General features: G+C 47.0%; 19 protein-coding genes and 1 other annotated feature. Of the genes, 5 read left to right on the forward strand and 14 right to left on the reverse strand.

The features are described from left to right. Window positions 1–25: 25 nt before the first annotated feature. Window positions 26–946 (reverse strand): peptidase U32 family protein, encoded by a 921-nt coding sequence (locus tag WBM30_RS02470; RefSeq protein ID WP_424899206.1) that lies wholly within the window; start codon window positions 944–946, stop codon window positions 26–28. Between the two features lie 249 nt (window positions 947–1195). Here WBM30_RS02470 and WBM30_RS02475 point away from each other — a divergent pair, with 249 nt between their 5' ends. Next, window positions 1196–2743 carry an NAD(P)H-hydrate dehydratase gene (locus WBM30_RS02475; RefSeq protein WP_424899207.1) on the forward strand — a complete coding sequence of 516 codons (1548 nt, stop codon included), beginning with the start codon at window positions 1196–1198 and terminating at the stop codon, window positions 2741–2743. A gap of 194 nt (window positions 2744–2937) precedes the next feature. Here the strand turns inward: WBM30_RS02475 and WBM30_RS02480 are convergent, their stop codons facing one another. Then, complete coding sequence (locus tag WBM30_RS02480) at window positions 2938–3543, reverse strand: cob(I)yrinic acid a,c-diamide adenosyltransferase (RefSeq protein ID WP_424899208.1); 606 nt, start codon at window positions 3541–3543, stop codon at window positions 2938–2940. Between the two features lie 200 nt (window positions 3544–3743). Between WBM30_RS02480 and WBM30_RS02485 the strand changes: the two genes are divergently transcribed. Next, entirely contained in the window at window positions 3744–5021 is a 1278-nt protein-coding gene (locus WBM30_RS02485) for an AI-2E family transporter (RefSeq protein WP_424899209.1), read from the forward strand. Between the two features lie 91 nt (window positions 5022–5112). On the opposite strand, the gene WBM30_RS02490 is transcribed toward WBM30_RS02485, so the two are convergent. Then, window positions 5113–5835 (reverse strand): hypothetical protein, encoded by a 723-nt coding sequence (locus tag WBM30_RS02490; RefSeq protein WP_424899211.1) that lies wholly within the window; start codon window positions 5833–5835, stop codon window positions 5113–5115. 229 nt (window positions 5836–6064) lie between these two features. On the opposite strand from WBM30_RS02490, the gene WBM30_RS02495 reads away from it, so the two are divergent. Further along, complete coding sequence (locus WBM30_RS02495) at window positions 6065–6838, forward strand: NRDE family protein (protein WP_424899212.1); 774 nt, start codon at window positions 6065–6067, stop codon at window positions 6836–6838. Window positions 6839–6888: 50 nt separating this feature from the next. On the opposite strand, the gene gpmA is transcribed toward WBM30_RS02495, so the two are convergent. The 6 genes from gpmA to trpD all read right to left on the reverse strand — a co-directional run bounded on the left by gpmA (window position 6889) and on the right by trpD (window position 12054). Then, complete coding sequence (gene gpmA / locus WBM30_RS02500) at window positions 6889–7575, reverse strand: 2,3-diphosphoglycerate-dependent phosphoglycerate mutase (protein WP_424899213.1); 687 nt, start codon at window positions 7573–7575, stop codon at window positions 6889–6891. Window positions 7576–7649: 74 nt separating this feature from the next. Further along, on the reverse strand, window positions 7650–8426 hold the full coding sequence (gene trpA, locus WBM30_RS02505; protein WP_424899214.1) for a tryptophan synthase subunit alpha: 777 nt from the start codon (window positions 8424–8426) through the stop codon (window positions 7650–7652). After that, a complete protein-coding gene (trpB, locus tag WBM30_RS02510; RefSeq protein ID WP_424899215.1) occupies window positions 8419–9600 on the reverse strand; it encodes a tryptophan synthase subunit beta in 1182 nt (393 codons plus the stop codon). The genes trpA and trpB overlap by 8 nt, the downstream gene beginning before the upstream one ends. Further along, entirely contained in the window at window positions 9597–10208 is a 612-nt protein-coding gene (locus tag WBM30_RS02515) for a phosphoribosylanthranilate isomerase (protein WP_424899216.1), read from the reverse strand. The genes trpB and WBM30_RS02515 overlap by 4 nt, the downstream gene beginning before the upstream one ends. After that, window positions 10208–10990: an indole-3-glycerol phosphate synthase TrpC gene (trpC, locus tag WBM30_RS02520; protein WP_424899217.1), complete on the reverse strand. Its 783-nt coding sequence runs from the start codon at window positions 10988–10990 to the stop codon at window positions 10208–10210. The genes WBM30_RS02515 and trpC overlap by 1 nt, the downstream gene beginning before the upstream one ends. Further along, window positions 10987–12054 (reverse strand): anthranilate phosphoribosyltransferase, encoded by a 1068-nt coding sequence (gene trpD, locus WBM30_RS02525; protein ID WP_424899218.1) that lies wholly within the window; start codon window positions 12052–12054, stop codon window positions 10987–10989. The genes trpC and trpD overlap by 4 nt, the downstream gene beginning before the upstream one ends. Before the next feature lie 51 nt (window positions 12055–12105). Next, window positions 12106–12348: a binding site (T-box leader), on the reverse strand. Between the two features lie 197 nt (window positions 12349–12545). Between trpD and WBM30_RS02530 the strand changes: the two genes are divergently transcribed. Continuing rightward, a complete protein-coding gene (locus WBM30_RS02530) occupies window positions 12546–13028 on the forward strand; it encodes a DNA-deoxyinosine glycosylase (protein ID WP_424899219.1) in 483 nt (160 codons plus the stop codon). A gap of 144 nt (window positions 13029–13172) precedes the next feature. On the opposite strand, the gene WBM30_RS02535 is transcribed toward WBM30_RS02530, so the two are convergent. Then, entirely contained in the window at window positions 13173–14453 is a 1281-nt protein-coding gene (locus WBM30_RS02535) for an O-acetylhomoserine aminocarboxypropyltransferase/cysteine synthase family protein (RefSeq protein ID WP_424899220.1), read from the reverse strand. 516 nt (window positions 14454–14969) lie between these two features. On the opposite strand from WBM30_RS02535, the gene WBM30_RS02540 reads away from it, so the two are divergent. Further along, on the forward strand, window positions 14970–15302 hold the full coding sequence (locus WBM30_RS02540; protein ID WP_424899221.1) for an iron-sulfur cluster biosynthesis family protein: 333 nt from the start codon (window positions 14970–14972) through the stop codon (window positions 15300–15302). 280 nt (window positions 15303–15582) lie between these two features. On the opposite strand, the gene WBM30_RS02545 is transcribed toward WBM30_RS02540, so the two are convergent. The 4 genes from WBM30_RS02545 to WBM30_RS02560 form a co-directional block, all read right to left on the reverse strand. Continuing rightward, the gene (locus tag WBM30_RS02545) at window positions 15583–17037 is read right to left on the reverse strand and encodes an MFS transporter (protein ID WP_424899222.1); all 1455 of its coding nucleotides are present in this window, start codon (window positions 17035–17037) and stop codon (window positions 15583–15585) included. Between the two features lie 280 nt (window positions 17038–17317). Continuing rightward, the gene (locus tag WBM30_RS02550) at window positions 17318–18172 is read right to left on the reverse strand and encodes a creatininase family protein (RefSeq protein WP_424899223.1); all 855 of its coding nucleotides are present in this window, start codon (window positions 18170–18172) and stop codon (window positions 17318–17320) included. Window positions 18173–18186: 14 nt separating this feature from the next. Then, window positions 18187–19659, reverse strand: coding sequence for an MFS transporter (locus WBM30_RS02555; RefSeq protein WP_424899224.1), 1473 nt, complete (start codon window positions 19657–19659; stop codon window positions 18187–18189). Between the two features lie 253 nt (window positions 19660–19912). Next, entirely contained in the window at window positions 19913–21430 is a 1518-nt protein-coding gene (locus WBM30_RS02560; RefSeq protein ID WP_424899225.1) for an MFS transporter, read from the reverse strand. Window positions 21431–21834: the final 404 nt, after the last annotated feature.

The raw sequence follows: 21834 nt of genomic DNA on the forward strand, positions 1-21834 counted from the left end.
CTCTCTTTCTTTCAGTATCAAAGTATCAGACAACTTCGTTCGGATCCTTGGAATAGAACCCGGAATCCAGCTCACGGTTAGCGGGGTGCAAAGCATGCAGTTCGGCATCCAAGCGTTCCGCCAATTCTTCCGTCCAGATTCCTTCCGTTAAGGATTCACGCGCTTCCACGAACAGTTTCGCGATCGCGACAAAATTTCCTCCAGGGGTGAACAATCCGTCCAGCATCCATTGTGAGACGCCGATAGCCGTAAGGTCGCCCAGATGAGGCATCAGATCAAGGTCATTGTTGGCGAAGATGTGCGTCCCGTTGCGGTCCTGATAGATGGAATAATGGGAATCCACTTTTTTCGGCTCGGAAATGAACAATCCGCGTTCTTTATTCACCATTTCCTCTTTCTCGATGAAATTGAAGTAATTTTCAAGCAAATTGCGTTTCGATTGGTGGATGCAAGTGGCACCGTACACCAATACTTCAACCGGCACCAACGCACCCGGGATTAATTTTTTCATTTCCTCGAAAGGCACTTCGCGGGCCAGAACGGAACCGACCGCGCCCCTTTTCGCCCAGAAATTGATCTGTCCGCTGGAAGTCACCATGACTTGCGCATCATAACGGTAAGGGATGAACAAATCCTGTTCCCGCATGACTTGCACTACGCCAGGGTCGCCCAACGTGATGCTGTCGACTTCTGCTTCACGCAGGAAAGCCAGATATTCGCTAACTTGATTGATCCGATCGTTATGGAAGATCGCATTCACAGCTGCACTGACTTGCGCGCCTTTCTCGTGCGCATAGGCAATGACCTCACGTTGTTCCTCTCTGGTGAAGGAATACGGCAAACGAAGGCCGTACTCATCCTCTCCTATATATAGTATATCTACACCGCAATCCACCAATTCCTTGGCTTGCGCTACTGACTCGGCTGTTGCAATCAGCTCGATCATCATACATTCCTCCCTTATTCAAGTTCCTTGATAAGATTATCACATTACTTATAAAAAGTGAATGACTGTTTTCCCTAAGTTTTCAGAAAATTGTTGCGCAGAATAGTCAATGCTTGTTAAAGCAATCATTTGGTTTCCGCCTAGCATAGAGCTATATCAGGCTCCCCGTATTCTTTCGCGCATCAAGAATGGTATAATAGCAAATGTGAAAATGGAATGACATCCACCAACCATCAGGAGGAATATTCAATGAAAAAACTTGTCAACAGCCAACAGATGAAAAAAATCGACGCCTTTACAATCAATGAAATCGGCATCCCAGCCTTGGTGCTGATGGAAAATGCGGCGAATCAGGTCGTCTCAGCCATGGAAGAACGCATTTCAAGAGAGGACATCATCCTCGTGGTCTGCGGTTCAGGCAACAACGGTGGGGACGGAATGGCAGTAGCCCGCATTTTATTGAACCACGGCTTCCAGGTGGATGTATTCTTGATCGGCGAACACGACAAATTATCCGCTGAGTCCAAAAAACAACTCGACATCATCGAAAACTTGGATATGGTCATCTGGGATGACGTCAGCGAAATCAATTTCAAAGGCTACACCGTCTTGGTCGATGCGATTTTCGGCATCGGCTTGGACAGACCTGCAGAAGGGAAATACGCGGAGACGATCCAACTCATGAACGCGTTCCAAGGATATGTCTTTGCTGTCGACATCCCATCCGGCATCTCCGCCGACAATGGCCAAGTGCTGGGGACCGCTGTCCGTGCGGATGTGACCATCACTTTCGGGATCGAAAAAATCGGCCAGCTGCTATACCCCGGTTCTTTGCACACCGGCAAACTGATCGTCAGCGACATCGGTTTCCCGCCGAGCGCCATGGACGTCATTTCTTCGAATGTGCTGTTCTATGACGAGAGCGATCTTTTTTCGCTACCGAGACGCGCGGCCTATTCGAACAAAGGCACTTATGGCCGGGTCGTGATCATCGCCGGATCCGCAAACATGAGCGGCGCTGCCTTCCTTTCGGCAAAAGCCGCCTACCGTACCGGCGCAGGTCTGGTACAGATAATCACACCGGATGAGAACCGCGCCATCCTACAAATGCAGCTGCCTGAAGCCATCCTGACGACCTACCAACCGGACGGATTGGATAAGGAGAGCGAACGCCTGAATATCATCGCCGCGATTTCCTGCGCCGATGCGATTGTCGTCGGACCCGGAATCGGGAAGTCCGAAGTGGCCCGCACGATAGTCGATCTGGTTCTCAAAAATAGTCAGATCCCTTTGATTATCGATGCGGATGCCTTGAATATCCTTTCCGATCGTTTCAACGACGCGGCTTTGCCGGGGAACGATTCCCGTTCCCGCATCAGCGCAGTGGCGCAGACCGTTCCTAAGGGGAGCATCCTTACCCCTCATTTGAAGGAACTGGCGCGGCTTTTGGATAAGGACTTGGCGGAAATAAAAGCGGACCTCCTGGGGACTGCGGAGTTTTGCACAGCTGAATCGGATCTAACTTTTGTCATGAAGGACGCCCGGACTGTGGTGGCCCATCAGGATGAGCATTACATCAACGCGACCGGCAACAACGGCATGGCGACAGGCGGTTCGGGCGATGCCCTGACCGGCATCATCGCCGGCTTGTTGGCTCAAGGTTTGGCCCCATCCGAGGCGGCCAAATTGGGTGTCTACATCCACGGTTTGGCAGGGGATATCGCAGCCCAGGAAAAATCCGAATACAGCTTGATGGCTTCGGATCTCATCGAAGCTTTGCCAGCGGTATTGCGCTGATTTTTCAATGTGAAATAAGCGAAACGCACAAGGATCCCGGCAGTCTGTTGCCGGGATCCTTGTGCGTTATTAATTGGATGAATGCGTGAATGAGTTTAGGGGTGCGTCCGCCTGAGAAGAGGTCCCTGCAGGACCGTTTTCCTCCGGCGGGCGAACTGTTGGCCGGAGGAAAAACCGATTCCTGGCCTCCTACTTTATTTCGGTTTCCCTTTGGAACTGTCTTGCTCTTTTGAAATGCGAAATACTTTTTCGCTGCGCTCGTACGGGACGTCGGGAACGCCTTTGCGGGCATTGACGACACGGGCCACGACAAACAGATAGTCAGAAAGCCGATTGATGAACTTCAGGACGAACGGATTCACTTCTTCCGGCTCCGCCTCCATGAAGGAGACGATTCGACGTTCCGCGTCACGGGTCGTCGTCCGCAAAATGTGGAACCAGCTTGCCAGTTCCGTTCCGCCCGGTATTATGAAATACTGGATCTCTTCCGGCTCCTCGCTGTAGATATCGATTTTCTTCTCCAACCAGTCGGTGTGATCCTGTACGAGTTTATACTCCCGGTGCCCTTTGGGTATAGACAGATCGGAGGAGCAATCGAACAGGAACTGTTGGATGAGTGCCATATCCTCCTGGATATCCTCGCCACAATCATTCTTCGTGCAGACCAGCCCGAACCATGAATTCAGCCCATCCAGCACGCCGAAAGCTTCGATTCTTTCGGCATTTTTTGGAAGAGCTTTTCCGCCTCCGATGCGTGTGTTGCCTTTGTCGCCGGTGCGTGTATAGATGCTGTATTTCATACGTTGCCTCCTCTAACGCTAGTTCTTGTTCTGTCATTTTAACACATTTCATTCAAACACCCTCAACCGAACGACAGGATTATCTGGAAATAGGACCTTTGCAGTATGGCTTTCAAGCGTAACTCTGGTAAACTTAAATCAGAAAACCATTATGCCAAAGTACGGATCCGCTCCGATGGCGGCAACAGAAAGGACAGCTTATGCAAAAAAAAGAAACGAAAAAAATAATAACTGAAGATACCCGCCTCATCTCCTTTTTGGGCGGCAAAACAATCATCTTTATCCTGTCCATCCTTATCCTGATCGGCGTGCTCGTCTTCACGATGGATACCATCTCCTTCATTTTCAAACCGCTGCAGGTCATGTTTTCGACCATCGTGGCACCTGTGATTTTAGCAATTGTCTTCTATTATCTCTTCAATCCGATAGTGACCTTTCTCGAAAGATCGAGGATCAATCGAGGAATGGCGACATCACTCGTCTTTGTCCTCTTCATTTTGATGTTGGTCTATGGGGTTGGCCTGTTGGTTCCGATTTTGTCCAGCCAACTAACCAATTTGGTCAATGAATTTCCTACCTATATTGAACAAATGAACGCCTATTTCGACAGACTGCTCGCGAACACTACCTTCAAGGATTATTATGAACAAGCGCAAAGTTGGCTGGACAGCACAGTGGGCAGTATCCCTGACATGATTCTGGCCTGGGTCGGCAACTCGAGCGAAAAAATCATGAACATTTTTTCCACCATTTCCAGCTTAGTGGTCGTGACAGTAACTTTCCCGGTCATCCTTTTCTTCATGCTGAAGGATCAAGGAAAGTTCCAACCTTTCGTCATGAAGAATATCCCGCCTGTTTTCCGCAAGGATATAGAAAAGATATCCAGACAGATGTCAATTCAGGTCGGTTCCTATGTTCAAGGCCAGCTGCTCGTAGCCTTGAGTCTGGGTGCCTTGCTGATAGTCGGTTATTTGATCATCGGCCTGGATTACGCCTTCGTCCTTGCCCTGATCGCTACCTTGACGGCTGTCATTCCTTTCATCGGAGCCACCATTGGGGTTATCCCTGCTTTGTTCGTCGCGGCCTTCACCTCTCCGGCCATGCTCCTGAAAATGGTTGTTGTCTGGGCATTGGCGCAGCTCATTCAAGGCAACATCATCGAACCGAGCATCATGGGTCGGAACTTGAAGATGCATCCGTTGATGATCATCATCGTTTTGCTGATCATGGGCAATCTGCTTGGCTTTATCGGCATGATTTTAGGCGTGCCGCTATTCGCGATGCTGAAGATTCTCTTCGAGCATATCCTCGAGAAATTCAAATTGCGCTATAATCGTTACTTCGGGGACGTAGCCGGTACATTTGAATTGTCGGAGGATGAGCCTGAACCGCTTAATGGCTCCACACCCGTTAAGGATTTCGCGACTGTGGATGTGGCCCGGGATGTTCCGGAACATGATAACCAGCCTGAAAAATAGTACTAAAAAGGTTCGTGACCCTTGCGGGGATCACGAACCTTTTTTCCCTAAAGAGTCATTCAACTATAAAAACAATTTCCCATCAATTCATTCAATAGGTCACTTGTTGATAGTCTGCTGGTATTTCAAAAGCATCCTCCGATACGTTATCGGACAATTCCAGGATTTCCATGACCGATTCAAATTCTTCATCGATCGTCTTGATTTTTTTCAAGTCGGAGCCATCAAAATAGTAGAAGATCTGCGTACCGCTCTCTGTGCGATATTCCTCGTACACCAAGCCGTCTTCCTTGCCGCTGCCGATGTATTCGATGTCATCCACTTCGACCGGTTCGCTTGATTCCGGGATTTCCGGTAGGGTTTCTTCCCCTTCCATCATTGTTTCAGGCATAGCCATTACCGTTTTGTTGACATGGTCGATCAAATAGGTTTTTCCATCCATCATCACCATTACCGTGTCGGTATCTGCGGACTTAGAATGCATCGCCGTCCTGTCACCCGAAACGGTCATCATCGTCTCGGATTCCATCATTTCGCCTTCAAATGTCGTAGTGGAGCGGAAAGCCATATAGTAATTGCCGCTTTCCATGATATCGATGTAGCTTTTCGATAGTTTTCCGAGCCGATCACCGACTTCCGTGGATTCTGCCGACGTTGCTGCCGTTTCGCTGCTCGCTGTACCGGCTGCCGAACTGCTTTGCGCCGTCGCTTGAGAGGAACTTTCTTCTTCAGATGTTTCTTGCGGTTGGCTGCAACTTGCCAGAAAAAGACTGACCAGCAGTACTGTCCAATATTTTTTTCTATCTTTTAGCATCCTTAACAACCCCTTCGAGTAGTGTTGATCCTGTCGCTGCAATTCCAATTGGCGTGATGGTATTACTGTTAACCTTATTATAGCTCATATCCGACGTGTTTTAAAATTTGGATAAACAGTGGAGCTGCATTCAGTAGGGCCTGCCTCTGTCGGGGGTTCTTCATTTCAGCCGCATGGCAGGTGCGTGTTATACTGATAAAAATAAGATCATCTTACTGGGGGAATAGCTATGTGTTTGATTTCGTTGCAACTCAGTCAACACGCATCGTACAAATTGATTCTCGTGGCCAATCGGGATGAGCAATATGACCGGCCATCCTTGGCTGCACACTTCTGGCCGGAGCATCCCGATCTGTTGGCCGGAAAAGACTTGAGCGCTCACGGCACGTGGCTGGGGATCACCAAACAAGGCAAGATCGCCGCTGTGACCAACAGTTATTTGGCGACCGCTCAGGAGTCCGACCAAAAACTGTCCCGCGGCAACCTCGTGATAGATTATTTGACCGGCAGTACTGGACCCGACGATTATCTGAATAAGGTCAGGCAACAACGGACCGCCTACAACGGCTTCAATCTTATCGTCGGCTCGCGCGACAGTCTCCATCATTACAACAACATTTTGGATGAAATCAGCGTCCTTCAAACAGGTAACCACTCCGTCAGCAATGCCACGCTCGATACGCCTTGGCCGAAAGTCACCCACACAAAAGCGGCAATGGCAGCGCTGGCTAGTTCAACTTTTGATGAAGAGGCTATCTTCCGCATCATGGCGGATCGGACGCCCCCGCCGGATGACCAGCTGCCTGATCTGCCGTTGGATTTACCGATTTTGCGTGCTGTGTCCGCTAATTTCATCCAGACGGAAAGATACGGCACCCGCTCCACCACCTTGATCCTCATCGACCATTCCGACCAGGTGACTTTTGTGGAAAGATCCTACCTGCCGGACGGAACCAGCAGTAACGTCCGTTTCAACTTTCAATTGATGACTGAAGAAAAATAACGCAATAAAAGATGCGGCCGGGATTCCGATTCCCGGCCGCATCTTTATTGTTATAGATAGTATTTTCTGATTATCGTCAGGTCATCATTCAACTCATAGACCAATGGTTGTCCGGTAGGGATTTCCAGTTGCATGATTTCATCATCAGGTATTTCTTCGAGGTACTTGATCAGCGCCCGCAAGGAATTCCCATGGGCTGCAACCAATACCGTTTTTCGATCCAATATTGCCGGTGCGATCTGATCTTCCCAGAATGGGATGACACGTTCCAAGGTTGTCTCGAGGTTCTCTCCCATCGGAATGACACGTTTCTGGAGATTGGCATAACGACGGTCATTTGCTGGCGACAAGGGGTTATTCGGATCCATTAATGGCGGCAATGTATTATAGGACCGACGCCATTTAAGGACCTGTTCTTCCCCATATTTTTCGGCTGTCTGCTGTTTATTCAGGCCTTGCAGATCACCATAATGGCGTTCATTGAGGCGCCAGCTTTTCACTTCCGGTATCCATAATTGATCCATTTCATCGAGAACAATATGGCAAGTCTTGATCGCCCGTTTCAAAACCGACGTGAACGCCATATCAAATTCAATCCCGGCTTCCTTGAGTTTCCGGCCAGCTTCTCTCGCTTCCGTGACACCCTGTTCACTCAAGTCTACATCTGTCCAGCCCGTAAACAGGTTCAATAAATTCCACTCGCTCACACCGTGACGCACAAGAATAATTCTCCGCATCATCGTCACCACTTTCCGCCTGTTATTTTCTTTCATTATACTGCTACAGGCAGTCCGATTCACGTGTAAAGACTTTAGCTCCCGCTGCGTATGGCTCCCACAATCTCTGCGACGAAGGCTCCGACCGGTTTGGGCGAATCTTTCCCGTATTTTTCCATGATATTGATGATTGCAGAACCGATGATAACGCCGTCCCCGATTTCACTCATCGCTTTTGCTTGCTGGGCGTTGGAAATACCGAAGCCGATGGCGCAAGGGATGTCGCTGATTTTGCGAATTTCGTCCAGGATGCTGCCGATATCAGTTGTGATATCACTGCGGACGCCTGTGACGCCTAAGGAAGAAACGACATACAGGAAACCCTCCGCTTCTTTAGCGATCATGGCAATCCGTTCAGCAGAGGAAGGTGCTACCATAGAAATGTAAGTGATGCCATGTTCCCGGCAGGCTTTCTGGATAAAGCCCTTCTCCTCGAACGGAACGTCCGGGATGATGATGCCATCGACGCCTGTCTCTTTACAGCGCGCCATGAATTTATCGATGCCGTAGACGAAAACAGGGTTGATGTAGGTCATGAAGACGAAAGGCGTATCAATTTCGGTGCGCAACTCAGCGACCATCCGGAAAATATCGTCCGTATTAATGCCGTTCGCCAAAGCCCGCTCATCCGCTTTTTGGATTGCAGGACCTTCCGCAACCGGATCGGAGAACGGGATGCCGATTTCGACGATGTCCGCTCCGTTCGCAACGATTTCCCTGATCAGTTCCTTCGTGGTTTCCAGGTCTGGATCCCCCGCCGTCACGAAAGGGATGAATGCCTTATGCTTAAAGGCAGCTGTGATTTTATTCATGAATGTCCACTCCCTTGTATCTTGCGATTGCGGCAACGTCCTTGTCCCCACGGCCCGACAGGCAGATGACGATGATCTTTTCCGGATCCAACGTCGGCGCCAAAACCATGGCATGCGCGATTGCATGCGAACTTTCGATTGCCGGTATGATTCCTTCCATCCGCGCCAGATATTCAAAGGCTGCGACAGCCTCGTCATCCGTCACCGAAACGTACTCGGCGCGTCCGCGGTCATAGAGATCCGCATGTTCAGGCCCGATGCCCGGGTAGTCCAAACCTGCCGATATCGAATAAACAGGAGCGATTTGGCCGTATTCATCCTGGCAGAAATAGGATTTCATACCATGGAAAATGCCCGGCGTACCGGTCGCAATCGTCGCAGCTGTATCCTGCGTGTGGATGCCTCTGCCGGCAGCTTCGCAACCGATCAGCCTTACGCTTTCGTCGCCGATAAAGTCATAAAAAGTCCCAATCGCATTCGAACCGCCGCCGACGCAAGCCATCACGACATCCGGCAACTTGCCTTCCGCCTGGGCCAACTGGGCTTTGGTCTCTTCCCCGATGATCTTCTGGAAATCGCGGACCATGGTCGGGAATGGATGCGGACCCATGACCGAGCCGATGCAGTAATGCGACTCTTCAAACGTGGAAGCCCAATCCTTCATCGCTTCGTTGACCGCGTCCTTGAGGGTGGCGGTGCCGCTTGTCACGGGGATCACTTTTGTGCCCAACAATTCCATCCGAAACACGTTCAAAGCTTGACGTTGGGTATCCTCTTCGCCCATGTAGACGACGCACTCCATATCCAAAAGCGCAGCTGCCGTTGCGGTTGCCACGCCGTGCTGGCCGGCGCCGGTCTCCGCGATGATACGTTTCTTGCCCATCTTCTTGGCCAACAATACCTGACCGAGCGCATTGTTGATCTTATGCGAGCCCGTGTGGTTCAAGTCTTCGCGTTTCAGGTAGACTTTCGCCCCGCCGAGGTTCTTGGTCATCTTTTCCGCGAAATAGAGGCGGGATGGTCGGCCTGCGTAGTTGTCCAACAAATCGTTCAATTCTTTTTTGAAGTCCGGATCCTCTTTGAGTCGGAAAAAAGCTTCCGACAGTTCCAAGCAAGCGTTCATCAAGGTTTCGGGAATGAACTGTCCCCCGTGTGCTCCGAAATAACTTGTCATTTTTTTGACCTCCCAATGATTTTCATTACTGCTCTGATTTTTTCAAAATCCTTCACGCCGTCCGTTTCGACGCCGCTCGAGATGTCCACTGCATATGGCTGTACCTGTCGGATGGCCGCTTCGAGATTGCCTGCATGCAGGCCTCCCGCCAGAAAGAATGGGTGCATTGCTTCCTTCAGCAAATCCCAGTTGAATGTCTTTCCGGTCCCGCCTGCCACGCCGCTTTGGTATGTGTCATAGAGGAGGATATCGGCAGCGTATTCCTTCTTGACATCAACGGCGTCCTTGACCGCGACCGCTTTGATGATCGGAAGTGTGATCCGCTTGCCCAACTCTTCTATATAAGCGTTATCCTCATCGCCGTGGAGCTGCACAATCTGAATCGCCCGGCTTTCCACGATGGCAACGATGTTTTCAATCGGTTCGTTGACGAAGACTCCGACCGCCGGAATGGCATCACTCAAGACTGCCCTGATTTTCAGCGCCTGCTCCAACGAAATCTGGCGCTTACTGGGAGCGAATATGAAGCCTGCAAAATCCGGGCGCAGCTCATTCAGCATTTCAGCATCCTCGACTCGTTTCAAGCCGCAGATTTTCACCTTGACCATCAGCCAATCCCCCGTAAACGGTCCAGCATGCCTTTTTTATCCGGAGAGACCATCATCGTTTCGCCAATCAGGATGGCATCGACTTTGCCCTGTTCCAATTCGATGACTTGCTGTCTTTCCGAAATGCCGCTTTCGGCCACGAAAAGGATGTCATCAGGAACCAGCGTGCGCAGCCTGATGGACTGCTGGATGTCCACCTTAAAGGTTTTCAAGTCCCTGTTGTTGACACCAATCAGTTTCGGGTTGGTCCGCAGAGCTTTCAGCAGTTCTTCTTCGGTGTGAGCCTCCACCAAGGCCGAAAGCCCCAGTTCGCGAGCCTGGCGTTGGAAAGCATCCAACTCTTCTTCTGTCAGGATGGTTGCTATCAACAGCACGGCATCCGCTCCGATGACTTTCGCCTCATAGATTTGGTAGGCGTCGATGATGAAATCTTTCCGTATAACCGGAAGCGATACTGCCTGTTTTATTTCTGTCAGGAAGCGATTTTCGCCTTGAAAAAAATCGGGCTCCGTCAATACCGAGATTGCGGATGCGCCTGCTTCTTCGTAGGCCTTGGCGATTTCGAGGTAAGGGAAATCCTCCACGATCACGCCTTTCGAAGGGGATGCCTTTTTGCATTCGCAGATGAAGCGGATCCCTTCACCGGTCAGCGCCTTTTCGAAGGGAAAGTCCTGATTGATCGGCATCGCCAAGGCGGCTTGTTTCATTTCTTCCAACGGGATGGCCTGTTTGGCTTTTTCCACGCGTATTTTTGTCGCTGCTATGATGTCGTCCAATATCATTTTGTCGCCTCCTGTGATGCAGTGATGAATTGCTTTAATTTCCCCAGTGCCGCTCCGCTATCAATCAATTCGGCAGCGCGCTTGATGCCGTCAGCGATCGTATAATCGTCATTGGCCAGATAAATAGCCATGCCGGCATTCAACAGCACCGTGTCGCGCTTCGGTCCTTTTTCGCCACTTAGGATAGCCAAGGCAATTGCGGCATTCTCAGCTGGTTCTCCGCCCACCAAATCTTCGCTCGTGCAGTACTCGAAACCATAGTCTTTCGGATCGAACGTGAAGTGGGTGACCTTGCCGTCGCGGAGCTCCGCGACTTCTGATGTTGTGGTCAAAGTGATTTCATCCAGACCGTCATTTCCGCCGAATACCAATGCTCGTTCCATATGCAATTGGTTCAGCACTTCAGCCATCGTGTCCACCAGTGCAATATCATACACGCCGAGCAATTGCATATTCGCATTGGCCGGATTTGCCAATGGCCCCAGGACGTTGAAGATCGTCCGGACGCCCATTTCTTTCCTGACGGGTGCTGCATGCTTCATCGATGGATGGTATTTTTGGGCGTACATGAAGCACATCCCGATTTCTTCCAGCATCGCTTCGCTGTGTTGCGCGCTGGCTTCGATGTTCACACCTAATTCTTCAAGCACATCCGCGCTGCCGCATTTGCTTGAGGAGCTGCGGTTGCCGTGTTTTGCCACCGGTATCCCTGCGGCTGCGATGACAAAGGAAGAGACGGTTGAGATATTGAAGGTGAAGGCTTGATCGCCGCCGGTTCCGACGATGTCCAATGCATTCTTCTTAGTCTGTACTTTATTGGAAAAATCCCGCATCACTTCAGCGGAAGCACTGATTTCTCCGGCCGTCTCGCCTTTCATACGCATAGCAGTCAGGTAAGATGCGATTTGGACCGGACTGGCTTGACCACTCATGATTTGGTGCATGATAGTCTTCGTCAATTGCGGAGAAAGTTCTTCTTTTTTCACTAGTTTATCGATAGCGGCTTTCATGCTGTCTTGCGGCAGAATTTCTTCGGTCTGTTTCGTATCTTTTATCTCTAGCATTTCATTCACCTCATCATTTTTTGTGTACAAAAAAAGCCCTTGTCCCCCCTTTAAAGGGACAAGAGCTTGCATTCTCCTGCGATACCACCCAAATTGACGAAATGAATCGCCCACTCGTTCACATACCAACATATGTGCCTGTCTGTTAACGGACCAGGTTCCCCGTTTGCCCCTACTTTTTTCAAGGCAACCCTCTCAAGTCCATTCGGCATCCCCTTCGCTATCGCACTCTCACTGGCGGCGACTCTCTGGAAACAAGGTATGATGCGTACTTCTCTTGATTATCGGTTTTATTAGATGGAAATGATTTTTCTAACGATTTCTTAATGTTGGGATTATTTTAACGCATCGCTATCCTTCCGTCAACTATTTTATTTAAAAAATTTGGTAAGCTCGAATGTTTCCTGCTCCGGCGCGGTTTTGGTAGAATGGAAACAAATCAACTTTGAAAGGATGCGTTCCGACTGAAACAATCCGACAAGCTTTACTCGATGGCACCTGTCATCGATTCCCAAGCCCATGTCCTCATTCTGGGATCGATGCCCGGCGCGAAGTCGCTGGAAGCACATCACTACTACGGGAATCCGAGGAACCATTTCTGGGAAATCATTTTTTCCATACTCGGTGAGGAGGATCCGGTGACCTATTCAGACCGCCTATCACTGCTGAAAAAGCATCACGTCGCCCTCTGGGATGTCATCCACTCCTGTTACCGCGAAGGCAGCCTCGATTCAGCAATCAAAGAGGAGCAGCCGAATGACTTGAAGACTCTTCTGCGCGAACATCCCCAGATCAAGGCAATTGCTTTCAACGGCGGAAAAGCTTACCGCAGCTACAAAAAACACTTCGGTCTGGATGAGGAATCCGGCCTTGTTTACCTCCCGCTCCCTTCGACTAGCCCCATGCGCGGAAAGCATGTCAAAACGCTGCCTGAAAAACTGGATGTTTGGTCGGTGTTGGAGCAGTATCTTTGATTCTATATGGGAATTGAATTTATGCTCAGGAATAACCCGTCAAAACCACTTTGGCGGGGAAAAACGTCACCAAGCACACTAGACCAGATAATAAAACCACAAAAAAGGTGCAGCCTAATTTTTCAAGGCTGCACCTCCATTTTGTTAGATTTTTCCGAAAGCTTGATCCAAGTCGGCGATGATGTCATCGGCATTTTCGATCCCGATGGACAGACGGACCATGTCCCCGGAAACGCCGGCAGCAATAAGGTCTTCGTCACTCAATTGCGCGTGGGTCGTGCTGGCCGGATGGATGACCAAGGATTTCGCATCGGCAACGTTCGCAAGCAACGAGAACAACTCTAACTTGTCAATCCACTCGATACCGGCTTGTTTGCCGCCCTCGATGCCGAAAGTGAAGATTGAACCGACGCCTTTAGGGAAGTATTTATCGGCAAGCGCCTTGTATTTGCTATCAGGCAGTTCCGGATAGTTCACCCAAGAAACTTTCGGATGGTTCGCCAGATAGGCGACGACCTTGCGGGTATTTTCGACATGGCGTTCAACGCGCAATGACAAAGTTTCGATCCCCTGCAGCAACAGGAAGGAATCGATTGGTCCGATGCAGGCTCCCGTGTCACGCAGCAGTTGCACGCGGATTTTGGTCGTGAATGCGCCCGGTCCCAGATCCGTATAGACCAATCCGTTGTAATGCGTATCCGGCGTCGTGAAGCCAGGATACCTTCCGCTGGCGGCGAAATCAAATTTACCGGATTCGACGACGACTCCGCCCATTGTTGTGCCGTGTCCACCCAGGAATTTAGTGGCGGAATGGACCACAACATCGGCACCGAATTCGAACGGACGAATCAGGTAAGGCGTACCGAACGTGTTGTCCACGATCAAGATGATTCCGTGATTATGCGCGATTTCAGCGACTTTTTCGATATCAATCAGGTTGGTGCTCGGGTTTCCGATCGATTCGATGAAGATGGCTTTCGTCTTTTCCGTGATGGCAGCTTCGAAGTTAGTCGTATCTTCAGGATCCACGAAAGTTGTTTTGATGCCCAAATTAGGCAAGGTCGCGCTGAAAAGATTGTAGGTTCCGCCATAAAGCGTGCTGGCAGCGACGATTTCATCGCCCGCATTCGCCACGTTCAGTATAGCGTACGTGATCGCAGCCGAGCCTGAAGCGACTGTAACTGCGGAGGTGCCACCCTCAAGCGCCGCAACCCGCGCATCCACGACTGCGGTTGTTGGGTTCGTCAAACGGGTGTAGACATTTCCGGCATCCGTCAAAGCGAAGCGGCCGGCAGCCTGTTCCGCGCTGTCGAACACGAAGGCCGTGGTCTGGTAGATCGGCACCGCACGGGCTCCGGTAACGGGGTCCGGCACTTGGCCTGCATGTACTTGCAACGTTTCAAAACTGTAATTTTTCTCTGTCATTTGTCATCTTTCCCTTCTGGTTTTCGATCTATTCTTGCATGGCAGTTGCTCTTCTGGGTCATTTCCGATTAGCCGAGGTTGCTTCTTTTCATTCCTCTGATTTTGCAAAAAGCAAAAAAGCCCTCGTCCCTATATTCCAACTGATTGAAATACAGGGACGAAAGCTCTTCGTGTTACCACCCATGTTCGTAGGGACCTCGCGATCCATACCTTAGAAAGTACGCAAGCTTCCGCTTGTTATACTCTTGTGCGCTATCGTGCACAAATCGAAGCAACACTATCCGCATTGCTTTGCTCCGAGACCATCTTCGCTTTTTTTCATCATACCCCTTTTCACCTACCGGGGCTCTCTGGAATGACGATCGAAAGGTACTCTTCTCTTCATCGCTCTTCTATTAAAATTTAATTAAATATAACATCTGTTTCTAACCTTGTCAAACATTTTTATCGGCTTGAGCATATTCGATTTGTTTTGCGGCAGCATGCTCTATAATTAAAGACAAGAGGTGAGAGAAAATGAAATTGACATTCACAGAAAATGCCATGCACCGACTGGAAAAGTTGGGGATGACCGAGGAACTCTCTTTGTACATGAGTACCATTTACGGCTGCGGCGGACCGGACAGCAGTATGTTCACGATTCGAGCCTACGATACTAAAAATCCATACTACGACACCGTTTTGGACACCAACTTCGGTGTGGTCAGAGTCACCAGGGACAGCCTGCAGCAACTGGATGAAGACAACATCATCGACTTCAACGACAACAGCTTTTCTTTCGTCCTGAAAAGCAATCGCGGCCTGCTGAACCCGAACATGAACTACGAAAATATGAAGTTGAAAGATTGAGAAAAGCGGTAATAGACTAAGTGTCCATTCCTTCTGACAGCATTTCCCGGCGAAGCATGATTTCGCCGGGAAATTTTATTTTCCTTCTAAAAACAAAAAAATACTAAAATCAGTAGTACAAACCAAGTGTATGGTCAGCGCTACTGATTTTAGTACATTTAGAGTCCTATTTATTTAATTGACCGTCAAAATTTCACTATTCCGCCTGCTCTGAAATGAAAAATTCGTTGGCTTAGTCATTCAATGTAGGGATTGTCGGAGGGATTTCTTCATCATCGCTTTAATCATCTTGTTTCATTGTTGCAATTTTTATTTGAACACTTTCCATTGTTTCCTTATCCAATGGGTAGAATTTCATGAACGTTAAAGCTATCAGTGTACCGACTAAAGGCAATACTGAAATCAATACAATACCAGCCATGCGCAATTGTGGCGAAAGTGGCGTGTCAGCCGTTGGATAGGCTTGCGCAAATCCTACAGCGGCTAAGATCCAACCAATCGACATTGGCGCGAACGATGATGCGACTGAGTCGGTCAAGGAGAACATGGTGCTCAACATTCCGGAAACATAACGCCCGGAAACACTTGTTTCATAGTCGGAGACATCCGCTGCCATTGTCAAGGCCAAGCCTGATGGAGTGGATGTGAATCCTTTCGCACAAGCAAAAACGACTGTGAAGGCAACTGTCCATAACGTTATGTTAGAGAAACTCAAGTCCCCTGGATTCGCGAAGAAAAGCAAGCCGCCTAATAGGGCCAATGAAACAACCGCACCCTGCAAGTAACGAACATAGGAGTAACGCAATCCTCTTTTTTGCGCAATGGTCGCCGCAAAGGTTGTGAACAAAAGGTTAGGCAAAATCAGCACCAACGAGATTGTACCTGATAAACCAAAGTTACCGAAGATAATACCGAACAGGATCATCAATACAACTTGGTCTCCGAACATTTGTGCATTGAACTTCACAAAAGCTGCTGCCATGGTCAACATTTGCAAAGGTCTGTTGCCTTTGACGATTGCCCAGTAATCTTTAAACGATGTTTTAGTCGTTTTTTCACCAATACCAAAGTATTGTTTGTTGTCTTTTTCCGCAATACCAATAACTGCCAAAATGCCTAGGACAGCTGAGATGACCATAACACCTGGGATAAATACTTTGAAGAATTCCAGTGTAAACCCACCGTATTTTGGCGCTAAGAAGTTTGCGACAACAATTTGACCACCCGTGAACAATAAAGTCGTAACCCAACCGTCAACGATATTGAAGATGGGACGTTGTTTTGGATCATTTGTCAAAGCTGCTTGACCGGCTTTTGTAACCGTCGCTTGCAAGGAGTAACCGATTTTATGCACGACTAACGCAAGTAAGAAAATCGGAATTTTCATTCCCTCACCCAGCCCATGAATATTGAATAAGATCAAGAATGAAATAACAGTAATAATGTTACCTAAAACCATAATGGGACGATACTTACCGAATTTAGTATCCGTTTTATCTATCAAAACTCCGATAGCCGGGTCAATAACCCCATCAAAGATACGGATATACCCCATAATTTGGCTTACGAACAGCGCGGTTAACCCTACAAGACCTGTGGAATAATAGACTACAAAACCAAAAGCGAACAAATAAATATTTGTTGATGAGTTATTCAAAGTGAATAACACAATCTGCCAAAGTTTGGCGCGATTGTATTTCGTTTCTTCTTGAAGCGTTGAAGTATTTTTTGACATAAAAATTCCCTCCATATTATGGAATTCAAATTTTTTTTCATCGAGTTTGATTATCAAATTATGAAACTCGATTACCTAAAAAATAATCACAACAATCTGAATAAAACTGAGTTATAAGATCTAAGGAAATGATACCACCGAAAGTAAGCGGTTACAACTTCTTTATTATTAACACTTTGTGAACGCTATTTTTTTCTTGGAAAAGTGATCTACACCCGCATTTGATAATGGATAGACAAAAAACTGCCCCCAGATTACGGGGAGCAGTCTGTAAAACTGTTTAAATGTTTTTGTGTCGATTGTAGGCTGCTGGCACGTGTGGGTAACGTTTGTAAACCTCTTCAAGATAATCTTCTTGAATCGCCATTTCCTTCAGTAAAGTTGGAAAATCAATTGCATCCACCATCTTATTAAGAAGTACTAGTCCCTCTTCTGCCATGCGGTCTCGCGTTTCAATATCAGGTATGGCAGAGGTTGCCATATGGTCTGAATGTTCCTTGAAATAATAACCTGTTGCTCCAGATTGGAAGGCTTGGGCACTTAGGTTACCAAAAACCGATGGTGTCTGGGTAACTGGTTCTGCATAATCAGAGGTCAGCAATATATCATCCAAACGATTACGTAACTTATAAGCCCCAAGAATCATCTTATCTAAATTCAGCATCATCTCTTTCGGATTTGAAAAGACACCGGATTTCTGGACTGTTATCATGCCGTCAATATAGAGAATAGCTACCCCTGTTTCATCAAAGAAATCACGAACAACCGGATTAATTGAGATATGGGCTGGGCCGTGTAGACTAATATAGATTTGCTTTTTAAAGCCTGATCGCAACAAGGAATGTGCCAGACCTTGCAGCATATCGGCACTTTCCCTAACGGTTAATTGGATGGTTCCCTTACCTGAGGCGGTTGCACCTGAATAAATATAAGGCACATGCGGAAGGACAAGTGAGTTTGTTCTTTCTGCCATAAATAAGGCAATCCCCTCAGCCAAAATTGTTTCGCAATCTAAGGGTAGTCCACCATGGAGCTCGGTTGGGCCAAAAGGAACGATGATGACATCGTTCTCCTTTAAGTAAGCCTCCACCTCATCATTAATTAAAACATTTAATAAATGACTTCTTAATTTCATAATGTGCCTCGCTTTTAAACTTGTGGTTCATCATTTTTCTTATCAAATTCCTCAAGTCTTGCCAGACGAGCTGAAGTCATCGCCTCACGTGTTTCATCAGTAATGTTCCAAATGAATTTGAATGAAACCCATGATAATAAAGCACAAACGGCTGGACCAACAAGGTTCATTAGAACTAATCCTTCAACAGCTTGAGCTGATTGCGCTTGACCAGCTTGAGCGGCCTGTTGGCTGTAACCAATCCAACCAATCATCAAGACAACAAGGGATTGCGCCAACATTTGGCCAAGACGTCTTGTCAGTGAGAAGTTACCGTAGATGGAACCTTCGGAACGTTTGCCAGTGATGTATTCGTTGTAGTCAATGGATTCTGAAACAAGACCCCATTGAAGTTGAACGGACATCAGCATGAAAGCAATACCGACGCTGGCAGAAACCATGTATAAGAATGGTGGCAAGTCACCCACTAATTTCCAGACGTACAAGCCAATAAAGATAGCGGCACTCAATAGTAAATAAGTACGGATTACTTTAACTGTAGATCCAATGAATTTTACCAAGTATGGAGCGATAAGTAACAGCACTACTGGTAACCCTTGACCGATTAAAGCAGCAGTTCCCATTAAACCAATATCACCAAATACATCGCCATAAATATAAGGAAGCGTTGTATTGAATAAGGTTGAACCGAAAACGATTACAATCGAGTGTAAACAAAGTGACAAGAACGCTTTGTTTTTAGCTAATGTAACAAAAATATCTGTGACTTTTGTCGGTTCTGTTTGTTCTTCTGCGGCAAGTTTCGCTGCAACATTCCGTTCTTCAGTTCCCCAATAGTGGAAGAAGATCAGTGCACCACCTAAGATAGCTGCGAAGATACCTGAAACCATATAACCTGTTGTGTTTTCACCTAAACGCGAAAGAATCATCGGTACAGCCATAGAACTGAGTAAACCACCGACTGTTGATCCCATGCCACGAGCCGAAGATAAAGTAGTTCTTTCTCTATCGTTTAAGGCCATTACCCCAAGAACTGATCCCATGGCAATATTCATCATAGTATATCCTAATTCATAAATAACTTTTAATAGAAAAATAGCTACTAAACGCATCATCCCATCAAACATTGAAGGTACAGAGAAGAATGCAATAAGACCGATAACAATCAAAGGAATAGAGCGCAACATCCAAGGACGGAACTTATCTTTTTGGCCATGTGCCTTAGAGAAGGACTTATCCATGATAGTACCCATCATCGGGTCATTGACCATATCCCAAATATTCCAAACGAGCAACAGTATAGATAGCGTTGCAAATGGTATGCCTAATACGTTTGTAAGATATCGGTTCATAAATGTCATGATCAAGACAAGGGTAGCAACCCCACCGGCATCTCCGGCACCATACGCTAATCTGTGCTTCAGGGTTAGACTGCTTTTCATTTCGTTTGCTGAATTTTGCTGTTTGACAACTTTTTCTTCTGCCATAAGATTTTCCTCTTTTCTCTATACTAATTGGTGAACTATTCTATATAAGTTGAATTTGTATTTTTCAAATCAGCTAATTATCCTACTAAGGATCATATTATTAAATAAGAGAAGATGACCCCGATAGTTTATCATCATCATCTTCTCGGGCTGCATGATAGAGTTATTTTTGGTGTCTAGTTTAAGCTAACTATCCACACAATCGCTGACATTATTATTTTTCCTCTTGATCAAAAATGAAAAGCTCGTATCTTTAGTCATTCATTGCAGGGATTGTATTAGGGATTGCTTGAGGCATTTCTGCATCACCATCACTTGGATCACCTTGTTTCATTTCTGCAATTTTTATTTGAATGCCTTCCATTGTTTCTTTATTCAATGGGTAGAATTTCATAAATGCTAGAGCAATCAGTGTACCGACTAAAGGCAAAGCTGCAAGCAATACAATAACAGCCATGCGCACTTGTGGCGAAAGTGGCGTGTCAGCCGTTGGAAATACTTTTGCAAAACCTACAGCGGCTAAGACCCAACCAATCGACATTGGTGCGAACGATGATGCGACTGAGTCGGTCAAGGAGAACATGGTGCTCAACATACCGGAAACATAACGTCCGGAAATACTTGTTTCGTAGTCGGAGACATCCGCTGCCATCGTCAAGGCTAAGCCTGTTGGTGTGGATGTAAATCCTTTCGCACAAGCAAAAATGATTACGAAGGCAACTGTCCATAAGGATGGGTTAGAGAAGCTCAAATCCCCTGGGTTTGCAAAGAAAAGCAAGCCGCCTAATAGGATTAATGAAATAACGCCACCTTGCAAGTAACGAACATAGGAGTAACGTAACCCTCTTTTTTGAGCAATGGTTGCTGCAAAAGTAGTGAACAAAAGGTTAGGCAAAATCAGCACTAACGAGATTGTTCCTGATAGACCGAAGTTACCAAAGATGATACCGAATAGGATCATCAACACAATTTGGTCACCGAACATTGCTGAATTAAACTTCACAAAAGCTGCTGCCATTGTTAACATTTGCAAAGGTTTGTTGCCTTTGATAATTTCCCAGTAATCTTTAAATGATGTTTTAGTCGTTTTTTCACCAATACCAAAGTATTGTTTGTTGTCTTTTTCCGCAATACCGATAACTGCCAAAATGCCGAGGATAGCTGAGATGACCATAACTCCTGGGATAAACACTTTGAAGAATTCCGGAGTAAAACCGCCATATTTTGGCACTAAGAAGTTTGCGACAACAATTTGACCACCAGTAAACAATAAAGTCGTTACCCAACCATCAACGATATTGAAAATGGGACGTTGTTTTGGATCGCTTGTCAATGCTGCTTGACCGGCTTTAGTAACCGTCGCTTGCAAGGAATAACCGATTTTATGCACGACTAACGAAAGTAGGAAAATCGGAATTTTCATTCCACCGCCCAGGCTATGAATATTAAATAATATCAAGAATGAAATAACAGTAATAATGTTACCTAGAACCATGATGGGACGATACTTGCCGAATTTAGTGTCTGTCTTATCGATCAAAACGCCGATAGCCGGGTCAATGACCCCATCAAAGATACGGATGTACCCCATAATTTGGCTTACGAATAGTGCGGCTAAACCAACAAGACCCGTCGAATAATAGGTGACAAAACCAAAAGCAAACATGTAAATATTTGTTGATGAGTTATTCAAAGTGAATAACACGATCTGCCATAGTTTGGCGCGGTTTAATTTCGTTTCCCCTTGAACCATTGAATCATTTTTTGACATAAAAATCCCCTCCATACTCATGAAATTTAGCGCTTACAATTCAATAAACATTATCACATTATGAAACTACGTTGCGTTTAAAAGTATTCGAAATGCGATTGATAAAACTGAGTTGTAATAACTAAGGAAATAATACCATCCGCGGTAACCGGTTACAACTTTTTTATTGTTAATAATTTGTGAACGCCATCATCCTCACTTGGATAAGTGTGCTGCGATGGCATCCGCTAAAGGGTTAGGTCCTTCTTGGGGAGGATCTGATTTCCAATCGGGAACTCTTCGATGAGGTTTTTTTATATTCGGTATTGACAAATCCGCTTTCACGACTATTTTTGGTGAAATGGCCAAAAAAAATAAAGAAGATGATCCCGACTGCGTATCGGGATCATCTTCTATGGGCTGCG

The sequence above is a fragment of the Trichococcus sp. genome, from assembly GCF_049684335.1.
In the GTDB taxonomy this organism is placed as follows: Bacteria; Bacillota; Bacilli; order Lactobacillales; family Aerococcaceae; genus Trichococcus.